Consider the following 23,838-nt stretch of genomic DNA (forward strand, 5'->3'; position numbering starts at 1 on the left):
AGAATCCGAAGTTTCGTGTTATTTATCAGCCGGTTTACTCGCCCTGGGTAAATCATGTTGAACGGCTGTGGCAGGCGCTGCACGAAACGATAACCCGAAACCACCAGTGCCGCTCAATGTGGCAGTTACTGAAAAAAGTGCGTCACTTTATGAATACTGTCAGCCCATTCCCCGGTGGGAATCATGGTGGTAAAAATGTAGCGACATTAGGATCAGTTATTTAGGTCATCATAAAGATCACCAGACCTTCAGTGAAAATCCCTAGCGCGGTGCCAATCAATATTGAGGAAGACGCGGACTCCACATAGGTTTCGCTGCGTACCGCAAACATGCCGGCGGCGATGGCGGACGGCGTGGCGCCGATAATCACCACCTGCTGCATCAGGCTGGGGCTCAATCCGAAGGCTACGCCAGCCGCAGCCATTATTGCCGGTTGCACCAGGTTTTTCAGACTGATATTGGTGAAGGTATGCCGATTGAATTTCGGACTTTCGCCATAAAACAGCAAACCAAGCGCAAACAGTGAAATTCCTCCGGCGGTTTTACCCATGGTATCAATCGATGAATACAGCAGTTCTGGAATTTTAACCCCCATCAAGCTGAGCAACACGCCCAGAATAGGTATCCACACAATCGGATTACGCGCCGCTTTAAACAGATTTTTCAGGATCATAACGCCCAGACTCTCCTGATTGGTGGCATCCTTGTCGCTGTCACCCATACGGATCAGCACAATCGTCAGCGGGATCATGAACACGCTGGTAATCAGGTTGCCGATCAATACCCCCAGGAACCCTTCGGGGCCGATGAGCACAGCCAGAACCGGTGCGCCAAAATAAGCCATATCGGGAAAAGCGCACACCAGCGACTGGATGGCGCCGGTTTTAATATCATGACGAAAAACAAAACGGGAAATGCACAACGTCAGCAGATAAGAGCCCATCAGACCAATGAATAGCACTGCCATGAAAGAGAAGTTTTTAATTTTCTCCGGATCGGTATTTAACGCGCCGATAAACAGATGCAGCGGCAAGGCAAAACGAATAACCACTGTCGCTAACACGCCGGCATCATCGCGTTTCATGTAGTTTAATTTTCCACTAAGCCATCCCATGATCATAATAAAAACTAACGGGAACAAAGATGATAATAATAATGAAGACATAAAAACCTTTATTTTATCTATGTATAAGAAAATGCATTTTTTATCTTTTTTAAAAAATCTGTTGTGATTATCATCACATGATTTTTTATATTTGATTTTCAATAATTATTAAACACAAAACAAACTAAGATAAGAAATTAATAAAAATTAAAATTACCATAACAGTTAATATATTTATATAAATAATATTTTCTCGAATGCTCTTTATTTAATCAATAACCGCTAATTTCAGTAAGTGACTGCGCTAAAGCTCTTTTTCCTTTATTTTCATGCCAATAAGATAACCGGAAAGGTTCCATCTGCCGTATCAACATTCCCAATGTTATTTTCAATCCGATCTCTCCATTTATTCTGTTATTTATTTTTTTAATTTCCCTCATATGCATGCTTTATTAAAAAATAAACCCCATAAAAAATTAACACATATATAAGACCCCGCCCGTTAAAAGATGAATTGTAACGCAATCACTTATAGACTCGTCATACTTCAAGTTGCAGGTACGTTGGCCGCATTCAGGCATCGGCAATCTATAGCGCAGAGGATAAAAAAACGTATTTACCTGCCTGTTATCCCATCGGGTTGAGCGGGTATACTTCGGGTAAACAGGTAAAGAGTGGATAGCAACGCTAAACCATACCAACAACGCAAAAACTGACGGATGTTACCATGCTGACCGGCATACTGTTCGCCCTTTCCGCAGGGTTAATGTGGGGATTGATTTTTGTTGGCCCGGTCATTGTGCCGGACTATCCGGCGGCCTTGCAGTCAACCGGGCGCTACCTGGCTTTCGGATTGATCGCGTTGCCGCTGGCCTGGCTGGATCGCCACCGGCTGCGTCAATTAAGTCGTCAGGACTGGCTGGAAGCGCTGAAGCTCACAGCCGTCGGCAACGTGCTGTATTACTTCTGCCTGGCCAGCGCCATTCAGCGCACCGGCGCGCCGGTTTCAACCATGATTATCGGCACATTGCCGTCAGCGCCAATCTGCTTTACGGCAAACGCGATGGCCGCATCGCCTGGCGGCGGCTTGCGCCGGGATTGATGCTGATTATCATCGGGCTGATTTGCGTCAATCTCGTTGAGTGGCAAGGCTCGCAAGCGCCATTGGATGCTCGGCGTTATTTAAGCGGTATCGCGCTGGCATTTATTTCCGTCGTCTGCTGGACCTGGTATCCGTTGCGTAACGCCCGCTGGTTACGTGAACACGCGGACAAGCACCCCACCACCTGGGCTACGGCGCAAGGCTTAGTCACCTTACCGTTGGCAATGCTGGGTTATCTGTTGGTTTGCGTTTATCTCGCGCTGGCCCACGAAGGATTCGCGCTGCCCTTCGGCCCACGCCCAGCGGTATTTATCCCGCTGATGATCGTCATTGGGCTGTTTTGCTCATGGCTGGGGACGCTGTGCTGGAACGAAGCCAGCCAACGTTTGCCAACGGTACTGATGGGGCCGATGATCGTTTTCGAGACGCTGTCCGGTCTGACCTATACGTTTATGGCGCGCCAGACCTGGCCGCCGCCCCTCACCCTGTGCGGCGCGGGCTTTCTGATCATCGGCGTGATTTATGCCATACGAATTAAACCGCGACCGGTGATCGTACCGGTCGCGGTTTCAGGGAAATAAACGCCGGGGGACGGCGGCGCTTCGCACCGGGAAAGAGATTGTCAAAAGCGAGTCTGAAAGCCACTCACACGCCGCGCGACAGTTGTTCAAACAACGAAGCTAACTGCGCCTCATTTCTCATGCCCTGATGCTGTTGGGTGACTTTGCCGTTGGCGTCGATAACAAACGAGGTTGGCGTCCCGATGACCTTATAGCGCTCTTTGGTGATCCCCAACTGGTCGCGAACCACCGGATAGGTGATACGCTGCTCGGCCAGCAAGCGGGAAATATCCACGCCGTCAGGATCGGTATTTACGGCCACCACCACCACTTTATCGCCATAGTCTTTGCTGAGTTTCTCCAGCGTCCCCATCTCCGCCAGACAACCAGCGCAGCCCGAAGACCAAAAGTTCAGATACACGCTTTTTCCCTGCCAGCGGGATAAATCGATCGGCTGTCCGGCTGTATCATAAACCGCCAGCGCCGGCGCTTGAGCGCCCACGCTCACTTGCTCTTCTTTACAACCGCCGAGCAATGCCAGCGTTCCCAACAGGCAAAGCGCCTTGAAGTAATTACGCCATAGCATGATGATTAATCTCCTCACCTAAATACTTGCCGTGCTGTAAACGGATAATGCGATCAGCAAACCCGCCAAGTTCCGGGTTATGCGTCACCATCACAATCGTGCGTCCCTGACGGTGCAAATCCTTCAACAGATCCAACACCCGCTGCTCGTTCTCTTCATCCAGATTCCCTGTCGGTTCATCAGCGAAAATAACCGGCGGCTCATTCACCAGCGCACGAGCAATACACACGCGCTGTTGCTCCCCGCCGGAGAGTTGGCTGGGCAGATGATCCACGCGATGCTCCAGCCCAACCTGCTCCAATACCCGCCGTGCCGCCGCTTCATCCACAATGCTGTGATAATGCTGGGCCAACATGATATTTTCCAACGCCGTCAAAAAAGGGATCAAATGGAACTGCTGAAAAACCAGACCAATTTTGTCCGCCCTGAATTTGCGCCGTCCTTCTTCATCCAGCGCCGCGGCATCAATACCATCCAACAACACCTGACCGTCACTCACCGTGTCCAGACAGGTTAGAATGTTCATCAGCGTCGTTTTGCCTGAACCGGAAGCGCCCATAATGGCCACGAACTCGCCGCGGGCGATGCGAATATTGATATTCTCCAGCGCGGTAACCTGGCCAAAGCGTTTATAAAGCCGGCGCGTTTCAATCACCGCCTCTTCCGCGGCTTGAACCTGTATGTCTGAGGACATCGTACTACTCTCCTTTTAACACTTTGGCGGGTTCGACATAAATCGCCCGTCGGGTAGGCACAATGGCCGCCACCGCCGCCACCAGCAGAGAAAGCGCCAGCGTTAATGGGAATACCGGCGCGCGCAGTGAAATGGTGGCGTTAAATACCGCCATCCCCAGCACCTGCGCCAGCAGGTAACCCAGCAGTGAACCGCACACCACTGCCGCCAGCGCGATAATGCCGGTTTCCGCCAACATCTGACGGATAATATCCCGTCCGCTAGCGCCCAACGCTTTCTGTAACGCGAACTCGCGTGAACGTTCATCCACAATCGCCATCAGCGTCGTGTTGACACACAGCGACGACAACACCAGAATGACCACGGAAACCAGCCCCATCAGCCCTTTGATCTTGTCCAGCACCTGACCTTCCGAAGCTGAGACTTTGAGGATCGGCCTGATTTCCAACTGCGGATATTGCTGCCGCAAGCTGGCGGCGAATTGATCGACCTGCCCCAGATCGTTACTGACGCTAAGCAGCGCGTTACTGAATATCCCGGCTTTATCCAGCCACATCTGCGCCAGCGCCAGACTTACAATCAACATATTGTCGGTGACGTCGCCGGACTCGACGATGCCTTTAATCTGCAACCGCTGTCTGCCGCCATCGCCCACCAGCGTGATACTGTCGCCCACTTTGACATTCAGCCGTTCCGCCAGCTTGACGCCGATCATCGCATTGCGATCGTCAAAGCTGACGCCGATCCAGTTGCCGGTAACCTGCCAGTAAGGGGCCAGCGGACGTAGCGACTCAAACCACACGCCCATCAGCACCACTTTTTCCAGTTCCGTGCGCGCCATCCCATACAGATAAGGGCTGGCGGCATTGATCAAACCCGCTGGGGCGTTTTCCAAAATCGGCTGAAAAGTCGTTTGCGGCAGCGAATTTCCCCGCGCCGGGCCGATATAAAAATTGGCCCCGAAGGTGCGCAGTTCCTGACTCATTTTGGCGTTGATATCGAAATAGACCGCAGACATTGCGGTCACGATGGCCGCGCCAACGGTCAGCGCGGCAAATACCACGCTGACCCGCTGCATACGCAATCGCAACGCCCGGAGCACCAGTCGCCAGAACATTCCATTCATCCATGAATTAGCGGCCATACAGCACCTCCACCGGATAAAGCCTGGCAATACGGCGCGCCGGGAACCAGGTGCCGACCACCGCAATCAGCATGGAAATCACCAGTACGCAGGGAATGACGATCCAGGCAAAACTGAGCGGAATACCGAATAACATCAGGCCAATGGCCTTTGCCAGCCCCCATCCCGCCACACAGCCGGCAAGCCCGCCGACCAGTCCGCTCAATACCGCTTCCAGATAGAACAGCAGCATAATCTGCCATTGCCGCGCGCCAAGCGCTTTCATCAGGCCAATCTCCGTGGCCCGTTCCATGATAGTGCTGGTCATCAACGAGGCGATCCCCATTGCCGCGGCGATAAGCGCGGCGCAGGTGACGACCGCCAGCAACAGTTGAATTTTATCGATCACTACCCCTTCCGATGCCGCCACCTGCCAGATAGGACGCACCACCGAACCGGAAATCGCCTCTTCCAGTTGATGCGCAATAGAGGAAACATACGCGGTGCAGTACCAGAGGTCATACTCTTCGGCGTTCAGCGCATCCAAATTTTCACGCGCCCGACGCGAAAGCTCATTCTCCGGCACGGTCAGCGCCGACACGCGGATCGCCTGCATTTTCCCTTCCAGCCCCAGCAACGCCTGAACCGCCGCGAGCGGCATGACCAGACGGCTTTCTTCGTCGCCGCCGCTGGTAAGAATACCGCTGATGCGCGCCGTCGTTTCGCCCTTTGGCCCGCGCAACCGCAGTTCATTTCCCACCTGCCAGCCATTCTGCTGCGCCAGTTGCTTACCCGCCAGCGCCTCCACCGGCTTGCCTGGCGCAATCGGCTCCTGCGGCCACGCGCCAGCCACCTGCCAGTAAGGGCTTACCGTCATTTGTCCGGTGCGGTAATCCTCTTCATCCGGCACCGCGGCGGGTTGAGAGAAAAAGGTGCCCAATACCGCGATCGGCTGGCCGTTGATCTCCATATCGCCGCTCAGCAACGGCGCAAACCCGACAATATTGTTACGCCAGAAAATATCCTTGATGTTGGGCAGTTCCGATTCATCCAGAAAATCCTGACCATCCAGCGGATTACTGCGCTCGCCAAACAACGCGGGCAGCGCCGCCTGTCCCGCCGGTTCAATCAGGATATTCGCGCCATAGGACTTTAATTCACGCGCCATTTTGTCGCCGATATCGATCGATACCGCCAGTAGCGCCGAAATCAACCCCGCCGCCAGAAACAATGTCAGCACCGCCAGCGATTTACGCCGGATATTTCTGCGCCATGATTGACGTAACATGCGCCATAACATAGTTATTCCCCTTGCGCGGGATCGTCAGCCGCCGCTGTTGAAGTGACATATTCGCCGGGGCTTGCACGGAACCGGTTATAGTTCGCTTCCGTCGAGAAGAAATAGGTTTTGCCCGCGAAGCGATACTTATACTCCGCTTTCACATTGGTGAGTTTTGAGCCATCCACGGGATCAACAACATCCATAGCGACGATGGTGCTAAAATAGTTGGTCCCCGCCGCCAGCGACGCCTGACTAATCACCAATTCCTTCTCATCATTGCTCCAGCCTTCGATCGGCACCGGGTTACAGCCGCCGGCCTTACCGATGGAGGGAATGAAAATATGCACGTCGCAGGCCACGCAAATCACCTGATTGCCTTCCATCACATAACCTTGATCGCCGCACAGCAGACAGGCGTCAAACACCACGCCGAGCCGCAGACGATCCGGGTAGCGGTTGATGACGAAAAAGCGCACGGCCTTGCCGTCATCCGCTATCCAGACGAAACGATGCAGTTTGCCGTCACGCACCTGTTCAAGCGGTATATGCACCTTGCCGTCCGCCGCCAGCGTCACCGGCAACGCTTCCGATAATCGCGGCGGCTGTGACGCCACTTTGTCCCAGTAAAGCTGACTCAGCACCACCACCAATAGTGCGACCAGCATCGCCAGCACGGTACGAAGCGTATTGCGATATGTCGCGGTTGCCTTGCGTTTTTTAATCGGATCGCTCAGCGCATCCATCCGCTGACTGGCATGCCGCAAAGGGATCAGGTAGGCGCCGGCCAATGCCGACATCAGTAACGCACTGAGATAATTCAACAGGTTGGCATTATTGGTGACATGCGCGACATAGCTGAGACGCGGCCTGGTCAATCCCAGTACCTGCAATTTCATCAGCAACAGCAACAACGTGCCGCTGATCGGCAACATCAGCAGGGCAACCAACAGCAACAGCAGCGGCCAGCGCAATATGCGGACGCGCCGGACAATCAGGCCGCATAGCGCCGCGCTGAAAACCAACCAGGTCAGCGCCGCCACTATCGCGCTGAAATTCAGCAGTAAATCGGTGTTGACGACGTGCGTGGTGGTCAACGCGCTCAGGTTGGGATCACTGCCCCAATCAACCGCCGCGCCAGCGACCAGAACGGCCTGCCACAGATAACCAGCACGAAGATGAGAAGAGAACTGACCGACAAGAAACAACAGCAGACCAATAGCCTGAATGCCGGTTATCCACAGTTGAATCTGCTGTCCGTTAGGGAGTCTGGCCCCCACCATTAATCCGGCCACCAGCGACAGTAAGGTTATCCACCCCAGCGGCCTGATTTCAGGCGTAGCGCGATGGCTCCAGTGTAACCCCAGCAACAATGCTATCGGCAAAAAAGCCTGTAATGTAGTAACAAAGAAATAACTCATATTCCCTTCATCTTTCAAGTTGCAGGTGCGTTGGCTGCATTACCCGGCCCTTCCCTGCGCTCACCCTGGCGCACCTTGAAATCTATCGGGCATCACACGACGACATCCCAACGTTCACGTTCCGGTCAGCCGAAGCGCAAACAAGACCGCGATGAACAAATCATTATCGCGGTCGTTTCCATTACTCTTACTCTATGCCGACATATTTGAAGTCAAAACTGACATCAAACGGTTTCCACCAGCGGCCAACCCCGGTTTCGCCATCGGTATGACGGTGCATGCCCGCTTTGGATGGCGGTTCGATGAAGTAAGTGACTTTGTAGTTGCCCACGCCCATCATTTTGATGTTGGCGCCATAGTGCGGGCCGTCGCTGGCGACCATCGGCATGAATGTGCCTTCCTGCTTGGAACCGGTATCGGTATTGGTCAGGGTGTAGGCGATGGTCAGGTTCGGCACCCACTCGCCCGCGCCAAAACCATTTTTGTTGCCCTCCACCGCATGGATATCCGCTTCCAGATGGATATCGGCTTTTGCCGCGGGCAGCCCCATACCACGCGGCTCCATGTCGATGGGTTGCAGGTAAACCGCGGCAATCTCCATCTCATTAAGCGTGACCGGTTCGCCAGCCGGATATTCTTTAAACGCCAACGCCGCCGGCGCAGTGAAAATGCCCGCAATGACGGCACCCGCAATCAGACTTTTTTGCATATTCATCAAACACATCCTCATATCATCAATGTTGCCCTGGTCTTCAAAGCCGGCAAACAGCCTGAACCTGAAAAACCGCCGGGTAGGTAACGGTCGTTTTTCTGCTTTGCATTGCTTCCAATATCAGATCGTCGCGGCTCTGCGTCGCATCACCCAAAGCGCCACCAATGCGGCGACTAACAGCCCCCCTTGCGGTAACAACGTTTCCACATAAGGGTATATCCCCAACCCGCTGATTTCGGGAACGCCAGTCAGCAGTGTCGGTTCAAACAGTTTTCCTTCAATCAACTCCAAAACGCCTTTGCCCGCGAAGACAAACGCCATCAGATACATGAAGCAACCGGTAAACATAAAGAAAGGTTTCAGCGGCAATTTGACCACGGTAAAACGCATGATCAGATAAGCGATAAGCAGAATCACACACCCGATGGCGAACCCGGCCAGAATGGAAAGGTGACCCGCCATGTTATTAGCATCCCCCACCAGCGCGTAATAGAACAACACGGTTTCGGCGCCTTCACGGTATACCGCCAGAAAACTAGTCAGCCACAGCCCCACCATCGAACCGCTGCTCAGCGAATTCGACAGTTTGCCTTCCAGATAGGCTTTCCAGTGTCGGGCCTCCACTTTTGAAAGCAGCCAGTAACTCATAAAGAACAGCATGACAACGGCGATCAGCATGGTGACGCCTTCCAGTAATTCGCGGCTGGCGCCCGAATTAGTGAACAGCAGTTGGAAGATAACAGCGGTGACGACGCTGCACAGCAGCGCGACATAAACGGACTGACGAATCAGCGGCAGCTTGTCGTGATGGTTGTTCTTCACCAGATAGGCGACAATGGCCGCCACAATCAACAGCGCTTCCAACCCTTCACGCACGATGATCAGCAAACTGTAGATCAACAGGCTCCAGTGTGTTTCCTGTCCGTCTCCCAGCATGGCGACCGCCTTGGCCAGATCCTGTTGCATCGCATCCGCTTGCGCCTGTAGCTGCTCAACCGGCTGTCCGGCGCTCATCTGGCTGACCAGACGGGTGAAATAACCTTCCAGTGTGGATTTGAACGCCGCGTCGCGGGAACCGATTTTGTTCTCCATGCCGGTGGCTTCAAACAAGTCAAAATACGCATCCTGCACCGCCATGATCGCGGGCTTAACTTGTCCCTGACGGTATTTTTCCAGCGCGGCGACAATCGCCTGATTGATATCGTTGGTGATTTTCGCCCAGTCAGCGTTGGGGATATCATCGGCGTTTGCAGCGTTATCCCCGGTCGGCGCGGCGGTGACAGGCTGGGAATCGCGGGTGGTCGGCAGCCCCGGCAGCACATCTTCGATATCCTGCAATAACGTGGTGACGCGATAAGCCACGTCATTGAGGTTATCTGGCTGGCTTGCCAGCGCGATCAGCGCCGAGAATTGCTGATTGATGGACGCCGCCTGTTGCGCGGAACGATTCTGCCGCACCGACATTTCCATTTCGCTGTTTTTGAATCCATCATAATGCGCCCGCAGCACCCTCTGACTCGCTTGTTTGTAATCACCGGCCTGATAGTCGCTCATCGCCTGCGCCAGTTGATCGTCAATAATCTTGAAACTTTGCTGCCAGTACAGCGCGATATCGGCGTTGTCATATGCGCCGTGCTGCTCCTGCGCCACCAGTTGATGACCGTCCGACAAAATGGGCAGCACGGCGGTCAGTTCGCCTTTCAACCAGTCGATTTTCGCCTCGATTTCAGCCTGTGGTTTGCCCTCGCCGATCATACGGCGAATGTCAGCGAAGGTGGCTTCCAGTTGATAACTTTTTTGCGCGGAGATATTAATGCGGATTGGCCCTTCAAGGTTCTCAAACACCTCAAAATAGGCCATTTGTACTTCGATACGGGCCTCGTCGGGCTTTTGCTGCTGGTAGAGTTGCGCGGTCTTATCCAGTCTGGTCTGGATATCTTGAATAAAGGTGGCGTAATCCGCGGTAGCGGCTGCTACGGCGCTGCTAAACAGCCAACACAACAACAGAACGATCTTTTGCCAGTTGAACATAAGCATGGGGATTAAGAGCTAATGATAGTTATTCTTATTATCACTTTGCTAAATCAATATGTCTTGATATACATCACTAACCGCGCATTATTGACGCAGGAAAATTGTAACATCGTGTTCCAACTCTTCCATTTGCCGTAAAGCATCCAGTGTGGCGTGAGCTTCTTCCTCGTCGAGCCGGCTCATGGCAAACCCCACGTGAACCAGCACCCACTGCCCGATCAGTTGTTCCCCCTCAATGCCGTCCGCCACCAGCGCGATGTTCACCTCACGTCTGACGCCGCAGACATCCACCCACGCCAATTGTTGCTCCGCGTCGGCGATCGCCACCACTTTTCCAGGAATGCCTAAACACATGATGATATTCCAGCCGCAAGATAATAAATTATTTCTCTGGCAAGGATTGAGCAATAATTGAGCCACTTTTATTTTCCGAAAGATAAAATGACCGCTAACAGCATGTTAATTATGACCTTCTTTACATTTAGCTTTAGGTAATTTACAGAGCATGTCATCTATTCTGATGATCCATGCCGCCTTAGAAAGAAACAAACAGACGGTCACCTCGTCAAAAGTGTCGATGCCACTGTCGACTCCCTCAGCGTCACCCGCCTTTTTAATAATGCTTTTTCACTCAATCCCTTATGCCATGCGGCCCCGCGTGCGGCGTGCGGGACGTGGCACGAAATATGCTTTGACGCAGCCAACCTTAACAGACTCTCCCCGGAGGACAGGGCTATGAACCGCTTCGTCATTGCGGATCCTAAACGCTGTATCGGATGCAACACCTGTATGGCCGCCTGTACCCAGGTACATCGCCGTCAGGGATTACAAACGCATCCGCGGCTGACGGTAGAGCGTGACCTGGCAGGCACCGCCCCGGTGTTATGCCGCCATTGCGAAGATGCGCCCTGCGCCAAAGTATGTCCGGTCAATGCCATTACGCATCGGGATCAGGCGGTGGTGCTAAACGAAAATACCTGTATCGGCTGTAAACTGTGCGCCATCGCCTGTCCCTTTGGTGCCATTACGCCCTCAGGCAGTAAACCGCTGGCAATCCCGACCACCTTCCGCCAGCACATTCCGCTCGCCGAACTTTCCGACGTCGCCTTTAGCGCCGCCGCGATCAATCCCTTGCTGGCCTGGAACGCCGGAGTACGCAGTATCGCCGTGAAATGCGATCTGTGCGCTTTTCAGGATCACGGGCCGGAATGCGTGCGTGTATGCCCCACCAAGGCGCTGTTCATTATCGATGATCAACAAATCGTCAAAACCAATGCGGCGAAACATCGGCAAGCCATGACGTGGCCTGCCGGCAACGTGCCTTTTCCACCCGACGAGCCGCTACGGGAGAACAAATTATGATCACCTCTCTGCAATGGCTGGCGCTGGCGCTGACGCTATATTGCGCGGGCGCGATATTGTCGCTGTGTCTGTTTCGTCATGAATCGCTGGCGATCCCGCTTGGCGGCGTCAGTGCGGCGCTCGGCGGATTATGCGGCATCGCCGCGGCGCTGCCCGTTCTGCTTGGCGGGCAAATCTTGACGACGACCTTCACTGGGCCGTTTGCCGATATCGCGCATTTAACCCTGCGGCTGGATGCGCTGGCCGCCTTCATGGTGCTGGTGATTTCCCTGCTGGTGGTGATCACCGCGCTCTACTCGTTGGCTTATTTGCATGAGTATCGCGGACGGGCGGGCGCGCTGGGGTTCTTTATGAACCTGTTTATCGCCTCGATGGTGGCGCTGGTGGTGACCGACAATGCCTTCTACTTCATTATCCTGTTCGAAGTGATGTCGCTAAGTTCTTACTTTCTGGTTATTTCCGATCAGGATGACGAAGCCATCAATGCCGGACTGCTGTACTTTCTGATCGCGCATGCCGGTTCCGTGCTGATCATGATCGCATTCTTCCTGCTCTACCGGCACAGCGACAGCCTTGATTTCGCCGACTTCCGGCAAGCGTCGCTCTCCGCGCCTCAGGCTTCGCTCATCTTCCTGCTGGCGTTTTTTGGTTTCGGCGCCAAAGCCGGGATGCTGCCGTTACACGGCTGGCTGCCGCGCGCGCACCCGGCGGCGCCGTCTCATGCATCGGCGCTGATGTCGGGCGTGATGGTGAAAATCGGTATTTTCGGCATCATCAAAGTGGGCATCGATCTGCTGGGCGCGACGGAAATTTGGTGGGGCGTGGTGGTGCTGGCGTTTGGCGCAGTCTCCTCGGTGCTGGGCGTACTGTACGCGCTGGCGGAACACGATATAAAACGGTTGCTGGCTTACCACACCGTTGAAAACATCGGCATCATTCTGATGGGCGTCGGCGTCGGCATGATCGGTATCGCCAGCCATCATCCTCTGCTCGCGGCGCTCGGCCTGCTCGGTGGGTTGTACCACCTGCTCAATCATGCCGTGTTCAAAGGCTTGCTGTTTCTGGGCGCCGGCGCGGTCATTTACCGTCTGCACACCAAAGACATGGAGAAAATGGGCGGGCTGGCGCGTTTGATGCCTTATACCGCGCTGGCGTTTCTGGTGGGTTGTATGGCGATCTCCGCGCTGCCGCCGCTGAACGGCTTCGTCAGTGAATGGTTTACCTATCAGTCGCTGTTTACGATCAGTCACGCAGGCGGTTTCTCACTGCGCCTGATTGCGCCAATCGCCATCGTGATGTTGGCGATCACCGGGGCGCTGGCCGCCATGTGTTTCGTCAAAGTGTACGGCATCAGTTTTTCCGGCGCGCCGCGCAGCGAAAAAGCGGCGCATGCGAAAGAAGCGCCCTGGCCGATGACCACCGCCATGCTGCTGCTGGCGTTGTTGTGTCTGTTGCTCGGCGTCGGCGCCAGCGAGGTTGCGCCGGTTATCGCAAAAGTGGCCGCCAGCCTGACCCGAAACGCCGCGCCCGTGGTAGCGCAAGGCACGCTGGTTTTCCCCGGCGATCCCGTACAGACCTCACTCTCCACGCCGCTTATTTTCATCCTGTTGCTGGCTTTGCCGCTCTTGCCGTTGCTGCTGTATGTCGGCTGCAAGGGCGCACGATTGCATTTCCGCCGACGCGGTACGCCGTGGGCCTGCGGCTACGCGTATGAACCCGCTATGGCCGCCTCCGCCGCCGGTTTCACTCAACCGCTGCGCGTGATGTTCGCGCCGCTTTATCGGCTGCGTAAAACGCTCGATCCCGCGCCGATGATGCAAAACGCGCTGGAGCGAACCACCCTGGCCGCCGAACGGGTGGAACCGCTGTGGGATAACCGTCTGGTGCTGCCGTTGGTGAATGGCGTGCGGAAAATCGGTCGGGCGGCGCAATGGATCCAGAATGGCGATTTTCGCATTTACTGCCTGTATGTCGTCGCCGCACTGGTGATCTTGCTGTTGGTGACAATGGTCTGAGGATAACAAGATGATCACTGAAAGCTCAATCCCCAACGGCGCGCCAATGCTGACCACCCTGCTGCTCTGCGCGGTTATTCAGGCTCTGGGCCTGCTGGCCATCGCGCCGTTGATGAGCGGCATGGCGAGGGTGATTCGCGCCAAGATGCACTCACGTCAGGGGCCGGGCGTCTGGCAGGATTACCGCGACATTTTCAAATTGCTGAAACGTCAGGATGTCTCCCCACAGCATGCGGGCGGGGTGTTCCGGCTGATGCCTTATATCCTAATCGGCACGATGCTGCTGGTCGCCATGACCTTACCTATCGTGACGTGGATCTCCCCGTTCAGTCCGGGGGGCGATGTCATTACCCTGCTTTATCTGTTCGTCCTGTTCCGCTTCTTCTTTGCGCTGGCAGGCTTGGATTCAGGCAGTTCATTCGCCGGTATTGGCGCCAGCCGCGAACTGACGCTGGGCATTCTGGTTGAACCAATTCTGATCCTGGCGCTGCTGGTGGTGGCGCTGATCGCCGGTTCCACCAATATCGGCAACATCAGCAGCACACTGGCAGCCCGCCCCTGGCTGTCGCCGACCGCCACGCTGATGGCGCTCCTGGCCTGCGCGTTCGCCGCCTTTATCGAAATGGGAAAAATTCCGTTCGATGTGGCGGAAGCCGAACAGGAGTTGCAGGAAGGGCCGTTGACGGAATACTCCGGGGCCGGATTAGCGCTGGTGAAATGGGGCATCAGCCTGAAGCAGGTGTTGGTGGCGGCGTTGTTTCTGTCGATATTCATTCCGTTCGGCAAAGCGGAAACCTTCACGCTGGCCGCGCTGTGCATCGGAACGATCGCGTTCGTCGTCAAACTGACGATGGTGTTTTTCGTGGCGGCCATCATCGAGAACAGTCTGGCCCGCGGACGATTCCTGCTGACGGGACACGTAACATGGCTGGGCTTTGGCGTCGCGGCGCTGGCGTTCGTTTTCTATCTTACTGGTCTATAAGGAGTAAGCATTCATCATGGAGACGGTTATCATAAAGAATGTTGCCCTTGCGACCTTGCTGCTGCCATTTATCGGCGCCTTGTTGATCGCCGTTGCGCCGCAACGACAGGCCAAATGGTTATGCTGTCTATTTTCCCTGCTGGCGACATTTGGCATGGGGTGGCTGGCCGGTGATTATCTCATCGGCGGCAAAACCGATGTGGTCTACACCCTGTACCGTTATGCTCAGGCGGAACTGTTCGGCTTTCAGTTTGACAGACTCAGCCTGCTGATAGGTTTTGCCGTGGTGTTTCTCGGTTTGTTGGTCAGCATTTATTCAACTGGCTATATGACGCTGGGAAATCGTGAACACCCGCATGAAGGCGCCAATCGTTATTATGCGTTTCTGCTGGTGTTTATTGGCGCGATGGCGGGCTTGACGCTTTCTTCAACCCTGCTGGGGCAACTGCTGTTTTTCGAAATTACCGGCGGCTGCTCCTGGGCGTTAATCGGTTATTACCAGCAGCCGAAATCCCTGCGCTCAGCGCTGAAAGCGCTACTGATTACCCACGTCGGCTCAATCGGACTCTATCTGGCCGCCGCCTGGTTGTTTGTCAGCACCGGCACCTTCGCGCTAAGCGCCCTGTCGCAATTAGATACCAATGGCAAGATTATCGTGTTCGGCGGCATCCTGTTCGCCGCGTGGGGCAAGTCCGCCCAGTTGCCGCTGCACATGTGGCTGCCGGACGCCATGGAAGCGCCAACGCCCGTCAGCGCTTACCTGCATGCGGCGTCGATGGTGAAAGTCGGCGTCTATATCTTTGCGCGCGCGATTTTGTCGGCGGAACACGTGCCGCACATCATTGGGGTTGTCGGCATCGTGATGGCGACCATCACACTGGTATATGGCTTTATCCTGTATCTGCCGCAGAAAGACATGAAGCGATTGCTCGCCTACTCCACCATCACCCAGCTTTCCTACATTTTCTTTGCCTTGTCGCTGGCGATATTCGGCTCACGTATGGCATTCGACGCCGGTGTAGCCTACATCTTCAACCATGCTTTCGCCAAAAGCCTGTTTTTCCTGATAGCCGGGGCGCTCAGTTACAGTTGCGGCACCCGGATGTTGCCGAAGCTGAAAGGCATCATGCGGAAAATGCCGCTACTGGGCATCGGCTTTTGCGTCGCGGCGCTGGCGATTACCGGCGTACCGCCGTTTAACGGTTTCTTCAGTAAATTCCCGTTGTTTGCCGCAGGTTTCGCCTTGTCCCGCGAATACGTCTGGCTGTTGCCGCTGCTCATTATCACGCTGATTGAATCAGTGGCCAGTTTCGCCTGGTTCCTCTACTGGTTTGGCCGCGTCGTGCCTGGCGAACCGTCCGAAGAAATCGCCACGGCCTCGCCGGTGCCCTGGGCGATGCAGGGCGTACTAATCGTGCTGATTGTCATGTCGGTCGGTTCAAGCGTTATTGCCGCCGTCTGGCTGAGCTAAGGATGAATGATGACTGGTTCCCTGATAGTGAATAATCTGGCCGGATTGCTGATCATTACCTCTCTGTTGATGATAGCCGCCCGTCGTCCCGCGCTCTCCGCCTGCCTGTACGCGCTGCAATCGCTGGTGCTGGTGCTGATTTTCCTCTCGCTGGCCGATCTGTTGCAGGCGCAGCAACTCTATACCTGGTCGCTGACCGCGTTCATCACCAAAGTCGTGCTGGTCCCGGCCATTATGTACTGGGCTTTCCGCAAACTGGACGATCCGCTGGCTGATGGCGGCGTGGTCAGTCCGGTGGTGATTATGCTGTTGGCGGCGGTGATTGTGGTGCTGTGCTACTTCGTGGTGGCGCCGGTTAAATTGCCGATGGTGGCCGAACTGAAACCCGCGCTGGCCGTCTCCCTCGGTCACTTTATGATCGGCCTGCTGTGCATTGTCACCCAGCGCAATATTCTCAAACAGGTTTTCGGCTACTGCCTGATGGAAAACGGCGCGCATCTGACGCTGGCGTTGCTGGCAAACCGTGCGCCGGAACTGGTGGAAATCGGCATTGCGACCGATGCGATTTTCGCGGTGATCGTGATGGCGCTGATGGCCCGTAAAATCTACCGCACGCTCCACACGCTGGATGTGCGACAACTGACAACGTTGAAAGGGTGAAGGAGATGACCAATATCGATTTACTGTTCACCCTGCTGGCAACACCGTTTATTACCGCGCTGCTTGCCTTTCTCTGCCGGCTGGCCGGCAGTCATGCCCGCCTGCTGGTAAGCCTGTTCCACCTGCTCGGCCTGACCGTGCTGCTGGTGGCATCCCTGTCGCTGGTGTGGCTGGTGTATCAGGACGGCGAAATACTGGCGCTACGCAACTGGCTGCATCTCGACAGCCTGAGCGCGCTGTTTCTGGCGATCCTCGGCTTGATTGGCTTCATCACCGGCCTTTATTCCGTCGGCTATGTGCGCCACGAAGTGAACAGCGGCGAAATTACCGTCGTCACACTGTGTTATTACTACGGTTTTTTCCATCTCTTTCTCTTCACCATGCTGTTGGTGATCACCAGCAACAACCTGATTGTGATGTGGGCGGCTATCGAAGCCACCACGCTGAGTTCCGCGTTTCTGGTCGGGCTGTATGGCCAGCGTTCATCGTTGGAAGCGGCCTGGAAATACATCATTATCTGTACCGTCGGCGTGGCGTTCGGCCTATACGGAACAGTGCTGGTATATGCCAACGCCGCCAGCGTCATGGCTGAGCCGGGCGACGCCATTTTCTGGACGGAAGTGCTGCGGCACGCGGGCGAGTTGGATAATACCCTGATGCATCTGGCGTTTATCTTCATCCTGATCGGCTTTGGCACCAAAACCGGGCTATTCCCGATGCACGCTTGGCTGCCGGACGCCCACAGCGAAGCGCCCAGCCCGACCAGCGCGTTACTCTCCGCCGTTCTGCTCAACTGCGCCCTGCTGGTGATTGTGCGTTATTACATCATCGTCAGCGCCGCGCTCGGCCCTGAATATCCGCGCCAACTGCTGCTGGTATTCGGCCTGTTGTCGGTGGCGGTCGCCGCGTTTCTGATGTTGGTGCAGCGAGACATAAAGCGTCTGCTGGCCTATTCGAGCGTCGAGAATATGGGGCTGATTGCCGTCGCGCTGGGCATCGGCGGGCCGCTGGGGATCTTCGCCGCGCTGCTGCATACCCTGAATCACAGCCTGGCGAAAACGCTGTCGTTTTGCGGTTCCGGCAACGTGCTGTTGAAATACGGTACGCGTGACATGGATGCGGTGAAAGGCATTATGCGCGTAACCCCGCTCACCGGCGCGCTGTTGGCCGGCGGCGCATTAGCGCTCGGCGGGATGCCGCCCTTCAACATTTTCCTGAGTGAATTTATGACCGTCAGCGCCGGCATCAGCGCCGGTTACCGCTGGCTGGTCATCATCCTATTAATCTTGCTGACCATTGTTCTGGCCGGACTGGTGCGTATGGTAGCCGGTACGGTGCTGGGCAGCAGCCCGGAAGCCGTCGCTAAAGGCGAGTTGGGCCTGCTGACCACCGCGCCGATGGTGTTGCTGATGGCGCTCATGCTGATAATGGGAACCCATATTCCTCAGCCGGTGCTGCAACTGCTGGAAAATGCCGCCGCCGTGGTACAGAACCTCGCCCCGGATAGCAACCTTACCCCGCTGGCAGAACACTCGTCGTTAACCCCTTCCCGTCAGGAGATGTACCGTGATTAATGAACAACCGGTTCCCAGCCAGGTTTACTCTGCCGACAACGCCGGCGCGGGCTATATCGCGCAGGTCAGACAGCAATTTCCGGCGGCCATACTGGAAGAAGATTGGCAAACCCGTGATCAACTGACGCTGACGGTGAAACTGAACAGGTTGCCGGAGGTGGTCGAATTCCTTTACTACCAGCTAGGCGGCTGGCTACCCGTGCTGTTTGGCAACGATGAGCGCACGTTGAACGGCTGTTTTGCGATTTATTACGTTCTATCAATGGAGGCGGGGGAAAAGTGCTGGATCATCGTCAAAGCGTTGGTGAATGCGGATAACCCGGAGTTTCCGTCCGTGACGCCACGCGTTCCAGCCGCCGTCTGGGGCGAGCGCGAAATCCGCGATATGTACGGCCTGATCCCGGTTGGTCTGCCGGACGAGCGCCGTCTGGTGCTGCCGGACGACTGGCCGGATGATCTGTACCCGCTGCGTAAAGACGCGATGGACTACCGCCAGCGCCCCGCCCCGACGCAAGATGAAGAGTCCTATTCGTTCATTAACGAAGGCGACGACGCGGCACGCGTGGTGCCGATCGGCCCGTTGCATATCACCTCTGACGAACCCGGTCACTTCCGGTTGTTTGTCGATGGGGAACAGATTGTCGATGCGGACTACCGGTTATTTTATGTCCATCGCGGTATGGAAAAGCTGGCGGAAACGCGCATGGGGTACAACGAAGTCACCTTTCTGTCAGACCGGGTGTGCGGCATCTGCGGTTTTACCCACAGCGTGGCTTACACCACTTCCATTGAAAATGCGCTGGGGATCGTGGTGCCGCCGCGGGCGCACAGTATCCGCAGTATTTTGCTGGAAGTGGAGCGGCTGCACAGTCATCTGCTGAACATCGGACTGTCCAGCCACTTTGTCGGCTTCGATACCGGTTTCATGCAATTTTTCCGTATTCGCGAGAAGTCGATGACTATCGCCGAGCTTCTGACCGGTGCGCGCAAAACCTACGGACTCAACCTGATTGGCGGCATTCGCCGCGATATTCTGAAAGACGACCGGTTAAAAACCATCAAGCTGATCCACGAAATGCGGGCCGACATCACCCAGCTTTCCGACATGCAGCTCAATACCCCCAACATGCTGCAACGCACCCAGGGCATCGGCATTCTGGATAAAAAAGTGGCCCGCGATTACAGCCCGGTCGGGCCGATGATCCGCGCCAGCGGCTTCAAGCGCGATATGCGCATCGATCATCCTTATGCCGGTTATCTTGACCTGCCGATGGAACTGCATCACCTGGATGCGGGTGACGTGTACTCACGTCTGCTGGTGCGGGTACGTGAGGTGTTCACCTCACTGGCGATGATTGAATATGGTCTGGACAACCTGCCGCAAGGCGCGCTGCTTAATGAGCATTTTACCTATCAGCCGCACAAGTTCGCGCTGGGCTTTGCCGAAGCGCCGCGTGGAGAAGACGTACACTGGAGTATGACCGGCGATAATCAGAAGCTGTTCCGCTGGCGTTGCCGGGCCGCCACGTATGCCAACTGGCCGGTGCTGCGCTATATGTTGCGCGGCAACACCATTTCCGATGCGCCGCTGATTATCGGCAGCCTCGATCCCTGTTACTCCTGTACCGATCGGGTCACGCTGATCGATGTAAGAAAACAGAAAGTCACCACTATTTCGTATAAAGAAATGGAACGTTATGGCCTGGAACGCACCCATTCGCCGCTCAAATAGAGGGATGAATCATGTTGAAACTGTTTAAAACCATCATCCAGGCAGGCGACAGTACGGTGAAATATCCGTTCAAGCCGCTGGAGGTGTCGGCGGGGTTTCGCGGTAAGCCAGAGTACGACGCCAGACAGTGCATCGCGTGCGCGGCCTGCACCACCGCCTGTCCTGCCAATGCGTTGACGATGGAAACTGACATCGCCAGCGGCACCCGCACCTGGCAGTTGTTTCTGGGGCGCTGTATTTTCTGCGGACGCTGTGAGGAAGTCTGCCCGACACGCGCCATTGTGCTGTCGCCGGAATTTGAAATGGCGGTCAGCCGCAAAGCCGATCTCTACCAGCGCGCGACATTTGCCCTGCTGGATTGCCACGTCTGCCGCCGCCCTTTCGCACCGCAAAAAGAGGTGGAATACGTTATGGCGCTGCTGGTGCAATCAGGCCTGTGCGAAGAGAGCATGGAAGCGCAACGCGCCCACTTTGCCACCTGCCCGGAATGCAAACGTAAACAGAATATGAACCACAGAGGCAATGTCATGCTGAGCCAGCATCTTTCCGCGGCAACCGGCAAACCATCCGCCTCCCGGAAAGGGGGCAACGAATGAGCCCCCTGTCCAACTACCGCACCACACCGATCGCGCTGGACGAACAGGCGCAAAAGCTCAAAATGACGCTGTTGAAAGATATTCAGCGCTCCGCTTACGTGTACCGCGTCGATTGCGGCGGCTGCAACGGTTGCGAAATTGAAATCTTCGCCGCGATCACGCCGCTGTTTGATGCCGAACGTTTCGGCATCAAAGTCGTCGCGTCGCCGCGCCACGCCGATATCCTGCTGTTTACCGGCGCCGTAACCCGCGCGATGCGCACCCCCGCACTACGCGCCTACGAATCCGCGCCCGATCCGAAAATCTGTATCTCCTACGGCGCTTGTGGCTGCGGCGGCGGGATCTTTCATGATCTGTATTGCGTCTGGGGCGGCAGCGACACGATTGTTCCGATTGATGTCTATATTCCGGGCTGTCCGCCGACGCCTGCGGCAACCATTTACGGTTTTGCCGTCGCGCTGGGGTTGCTGGAGCAGAAACTACACGGCAGCGACCACCAGCAAACCGCTGACGAAAAAGCCGCGTTGATTCATCCTGATATGCCGCTGGATCTGCGTATTTTGCTGGAACGTGAAGCCCGCCGCATGGCGGGATATCGTCAGGGACGGGAAATCAGCGATGCGTTTCTGGCACGGTTGGAAAATCAACCACTCGACGGACTGGACCAGCGTATCGCCCACTGGCTGCAAGAGCGTAACGATCCGCGCCTGAATGAAATTGTCGGACAGTTACAGCAAATTTATCTATCGCTATTGCAGGGAGCGCGTTATCGATGAGCACACAGATCATTTTTTATGCGTTGAACCAGAAATTTCTCGATGCCAAAGACTCGCCCGACATAAAAGGCCGCATACCAGAACAGGCTCAGCAGGTGATGTACTACTCGCTGTCCATCGGCCATCACGTTGGCGTTATCGACTGCCTGAAGAAAATACTCATCTGCCCGCAATCCGATTACCAGTGCTGGATAGCGCAACTTCCTCCGGGTGAGGCGCAGCGAAAAATGGCGGGCTTGCTGAAATTCGGCGAGATCACCATTGATAGCAGCCACACTCAACTACTGGGCCGCGAATTTGGCGTGCTTAACGCCGAACAGGATCGCTATGCGGCATGGACGCGAACCTTGCTGGCATATCTGACCGCCATTGAGCGGGAAAGCGCACTTTATTTAATGGTGAAACGTATTGATGACTGAACCTGAATACGGTAGTGAAAATATGGTGGGTAGTGAAAATATGGTGTTGACCGTGGGCAACCCCCTGATGGGCGACGACGGCGCCGGGCCGCTGCTGGCCGAACGAATGACCCAATATCCGGTAACCGGCTGGTCGGTGATCGACGGCGGAACCATTCCCGAAAATGCCGCGCACCGGCTGCGTGTGTTGCGCCCCAAACGGCTGCTGGTGGTCGATGCCACGGACATGGGACTGGCTCCCGGCGAAATCCGTATCATCGATCCAACCCGTATTGCGGAAGATATGTTGATGAACACCCATAACCTGCCGCTGAATTTCCTGATCGATCAGCTAAAGGAAGACATTCCCGACGTGATGTTTGTGGGTATCCAGCCTGCATTGGTGGCGTTCTATTTTCCGCTCAGTGCGGCGGTCGAACAGGCGGTGGGCAGGCTTCACCAGCGACTGAGCAAATGGCAGGGAAACGGCGGCTTTCAGGTTTTGTAATCTGAGGGCCCAGGTTACGCCATTTATGTTGCATTGATTATTAAAACATTGTTAGCAATTACCCCCATGCAGAGCACTATTTTGTTACACTACTTGCCGAGCGATTCATGCAATCAGAGGTCAGAAATGAAAATTAAAAGTTATGCGACAATGCAGGCTGGTCAGGCTTTGGAACTGTATGAGTACGATGCCGGCCCGTTGGATGCCGAAGACGTTGAAGTTGCAGTTGAATATTGCGGTGTCTGTCATTCCGATCTCTCGATGATCGACAATGAATGGGGTATTTCCAGCTATCCGCTGATCGGTGGTCATGAGGTCATTGGCCGTGTCGTGGCGCTGGGCGACACCGCAAAAAATAAGGGCTTGTCACTGGGCCAACGCGTCGGTATCGGTTGGACGGCCAAAAGCTGCCAGCACTGTGACGCTTGCATCAACGGCGATCACATCAACTGTCGTCAGGGCGCGACGCCGACCATTTTGAACCACGGCGGATTTGCCGAAAAATTGCGCGCCAATTGGCAATGGGTGATCCCGCTGCCTGCTAATCTGGATATCGCCAGCGCCGGTCCGCTGCTGTGCGGCGGCATTACGGTATTCAAACCCCTGCTGACCCACAACATCACGGCAACCAGCCGTGTCGGTGTCATTGGCATCGGCGGGCTTGGACATATCGCCATCAAAATCTTGCGCGCAATGGGCGCGGAAGTGGTGGCATTCAGTTCTTCTCCCGCTAAAAAACAGTCGATTCTGGATATGGGCGCCGACGAGGTGATCAACAGCCGGGATACGGACGCGCTGAAGCGACTGGCCGGACAATTCGACCTGATTATAAGCACCGTGGCGGTTGATCTCGAATGGCAACCCTATTTTGAAATGCTGGCGCCCAGAGGTCATTTCCACACCGTGGGCATTGTGATGAAGCCGTTGCCGGTGCCTTCCATTACGCTTATCGGCGGTGATCGCGCGGTGGCCGGCTCCTCCACCGGCTCGCCGGGGCAGTTGCGCTCACTGCTCAAGCTGGCCGCGCGTGCGGATGTCTCTCCCAAAGTGGAGTTCTTTCCGATGTCGGAAATCAATGAGGCGCTGGATCATGTCCGGGCTGGCAAAGCGAACTTCCGGGTGGTGTTGAAAGCGGATTTCTGATGTGT

General features: G+C 55.4%; 21 protein-coding genes and 2 pseudogenes. 14 read left to right on the plus strand and 9 right to left on the minus strand.

What is annotated here, in order from left to right:
- Positions 1 to 224 (plus strand): annotated as a pseudogene (locus DES54_RS14180) (IS630 family transposase); the annotation flags it as partial.
- Here the strand turns inward: DES54_RS14180 and DES54_RS14185 are convergent.
- Entirely contained in the window at positions 221 to 1,165 is a 945-nt protein-coding gene (locus DES54_RS14185) for an AEC family transporter (RefSeq protein ID WP_113868469.1), read from the minus strand. The pseudogene DES54_RS14180 and the gene DES54_RS14185 sit on opposite strands and share 4 nt — an antisense overlap.
- Before the next feature lie 667 nt (positions 1,166 to 1,832).
- Here DES54_RS14185 and DES54_RS14190 point away from each other — a divergent pair.
- Positions 1,833 to 2,788, plus strand: a pseudogene (locus DES54_RS14190) (DMT family transporter).
- Positions 2,789 to 2,852: 64 nt separating this feature from the next.
- Here DES54_RS14190 and DES54_RS14195 read toward each other — a convergent pair.
- The 8 genes from DES54_RS14195 to hybG form a co-directional block, all read right to left on the minus strand.
- Positions 2,853 to 3,353, minus strand: coding sequence for a TlpA family protein disulfide reductase (locus tag DES54_RS14195; protein WP_113868471.1), 501 nt, complete (start codon positions 3,351 to 3,353; stop codon positions 2,853 to 2,855).
- The gene (locus DES54_RS14200; protein WP_113868473.1) at positions 3,340 to 4,047 is read right to left on the minus strand and encodes an ABC transporter ATP-binding protein; all 708 of its coding nucleotides are present in this window, start codon (positions 4,045 to 4,047) and stop codon (positions 3,340 to 3,342) included. Before DES54_RS14200 ends, DES54_RS14195 begins: the two co-directional genes overlap by 14 nt.
- A gap of 4 nt (positions 4,048 to 4,051) precedes the next feature.
- Complete coding sequence (locus tag DES54_RS14205; RefSeq protein ID WP_205680231.1) at positions 4,052 to 5,164, minus strand: ABC transporter permease; 1,113 nt, start codon at positions 5,162 to 5,164, stop codon at positions 4,052 to 4,054.
- 16 nt (positions 5,165 to 5,180) lie between these two features.
- Complete coding sequence (locus DES54_RS14210) at positions 5,181 to 6,470, minus strand: ABC transporter permease (protein WP_113868475.1); 1,290 nt, start codon at positions 6,468 to 6,470, stop codon at positions 5,181 to 5,183.
- A gap of 2 nt (positions 6,471 to 6,472) precedes the next feature.
- Complete coding sequence (locus tag DES54_RS14215) at positions 6,473 to 7,870, minus strand: Fe-S-containing protein (protein WP_113868478.1); 1,398 nt, start codon at positions 7,868 to 7,870, stop codon at positions 6,473 to 6,475.
- Between the two features lie 187 nt (positions 7,871 to 8,057).
- Positions 8,058 to 8,585, minus strand: coding sequence for an iron transporter (locus DES54_RS14220; RefSeq protein WP_113868480.1), 528 nt, complete (start codon positions 8,583 to 8,585; stop codon positions 8,058 to 8,060).
- A gap of 117 nt (positions 8,586 to 8,702) precedes the next feature.
- Complete coding sequence (locus DES54_RS14225) at positions 8,703 to 10,613, minus strand: FTR1 family iron permease (protein WP_113868482.1); 1,911 nt, start codon at positions 10,611 to 10,613, stop codon at positions 8,703 to 8,705.
- A gap of 87 nt (positions 10,614 to 10,700) precedes the next feature.
- Positions 10,701 to 10,970 (minus strand): hydrogenase maturation factor HybG, encoded by a 270-nt coding sequence (gene hybG, locus DES54_RS14230; RefSeq protein WP_113868484.1) that lies wholly within the window; start codon positions 10,968 to 10,970, stop codon positions 10,701 to 10,703.
- A 381-nt stretch (positions 10,971 to 11,351) separates the two neighbouring features.
- Between hybG and DES54_RS14235 the strand changes: the two genes are divergently transcribed.
- From DES54_RS14235 to ahr, 12 genes are all read left to right on the plus strand, one after another.
- The gene (locus DES54_RS14235) at positions 11,352 to 11,978 is read left to right on the plus strand and encodes a 4Fe-4S dicluster domain-containing protein (RefSeq protein WP_113868486.1); all 627 of its coding nucleotides are present in this window, start codon (positions 11,352 to 11,354) and stop codon (positions 11,976 to 11,978) included.
- On the plus strand, positions 11,975 to 13,993 hold the full coding sequence (gene hyfB / locus DES54_RS14240) for a hydrogenase 4 subunit B (protein ID WP_113868488.1): 2,019 nt from the start codon (positions 11,975 to 11,977) through the stop codon (positions 13,991 to 13,993). Before DES54_RS14235 ends, hyfB begins: the two co-directional genes overlap by 4 nt.
- 10 nt (positions 13,994 to 14,003) lie before the next feature.
- Entirely contained in the window at positions 14,004 to 14,975 is a 972-nt protein-coding gene (locus tag DES54_RS14245; RefSeq protein WP_276309755.1) for a respiratory chain complex I subunit 1 family protein, read from the plus strand.
- A gap of 16 nt (positions 14,976 to 14,991) precedes the next feature.
- Entirely contained in the window at positions 14,992 to 16,446 is a 1,455-nt protein-coding gene (locus tag DES54_RS14250; protein ID WP_113868490.1) for a hydrogenase 4 subunit D, read from the plus strand.
- Positions 16,447 to 16,455: 9 nt separating this feature from the next.
- Positions 16,456 to 17,106 (plus strand): hydrogenase 4 membrane subunit, encoded by a 651-nt coding sequence (gene hyfE / locus DES54_RS14255; protein WP_113868492.1) that lies wholly within the window; start codon positions 16,456 to 16,458, stop codon positions 17,104 to 17,106.
- 5 nt (positions 17,107 to 17,111) lie between these two features.
- Entirely contained in the window at positions 17,112 to 18,680 is a 1,569-nt protein-coding gene (locus DES54_RS14260) for a hydrogenase 4 subunit F (RefSeq protein WP_113868494.1), read from the plus strand.
- Complete coding sequence (locus tag DES54_RS14265; protein ID WP_113868496.1) at positions 18,673 to 20,412, plus strand: hydrogenase large subunit; 1,740 nt, start codon at positions 18,673 to 18,675, stop codon at positions 20,410 to 20,412. Before DES54_RS14260 ends, DES54_RS14265 begins: the two co-directional genes overlap by 8 nt.
- Before the next feature lie 11 nt (positions 20,413 to 20,423).
- Positions 20,424 to 21,008, plus strand: a complete 585-nt coding sequence (gene hyfH, locus DES54_RS14270) for a hydrogenase 4 subunit H (protein ID WP_113868499.1) — start codon at positions 20,424 to 20,426, stop codon at positions 21,006 to 21,008.
- Positions 21,005 to 21,784, plus strand: a complete 780-nt coding sequence (locus DES54_RS14275) for an NADH-quinone oxidoreductase subunit B family protein (protein WP_113868501.1) — start codon at positions 21,005 to 21,007, stop codon at positions 21,782 to 21,784. The genes hyfH and DES54_RS14275 overlap by 4 nt, the downstream gene beginning before the upstream one ends.
- Positions 21,781 to 22,203: a formate hydrogenlyase maturation HycH family protein gene (locus DES54_RS14280; RefSeq protein WP_113868502.1), complete on the plus strand. Its 423-nt coding sequence runs from the start codon at positions 21,781 to 21,783 to the stop codon at positions 22,201 to 22,203. The genes DES54_RS14275 and DES54_RS14280 overlap by 4 nt, the downstream gene beginning before the upstream one ends.
- Positions 22,196 to 22,690, plus strand: a complete 495-nt coding sequence (gene hycI, locus DES54_RS14285) for a hydrogenase maturation peptidase HycI (protein WP_240635031.1) — start codon at positions 22,196 to 22,198, stop codon at positions 22,688 to 22,690. Before DES54_RS14280 ends, hycI begins: the two co-directional genes overlap by 8 nt.
- A gap of 126 nt (positions 22,691 to 22,816) precedes the next feature.
- Positions 22,817 to 23,833, plus strand: a complete 1,017-nt coding sequence (gene ahr, locus DES54_RS14290; RefSeq protein WP_113868504.1) for an NADPH-dependent aldehyde reductase Ahr — start codon at positions 22,817 to 22,819, stop codon at positions 23,831 to 23,833.
- The last annotated feature ends 5 nt before the right edge of the window (positions 23,834 to 23,838 follow it).

The sequence above is a fragment of the Brenneria salicis ATCC 15712 = DSM 30166 genome, from assembly GCF_003315515.1.
Taxonomy (GTDB): Bacteria; Pseudomonadota; Gammaproteobacteria; order Enterobacterales; family Enterobacteriaceae; genus Brenneria; species Brenneria salicis.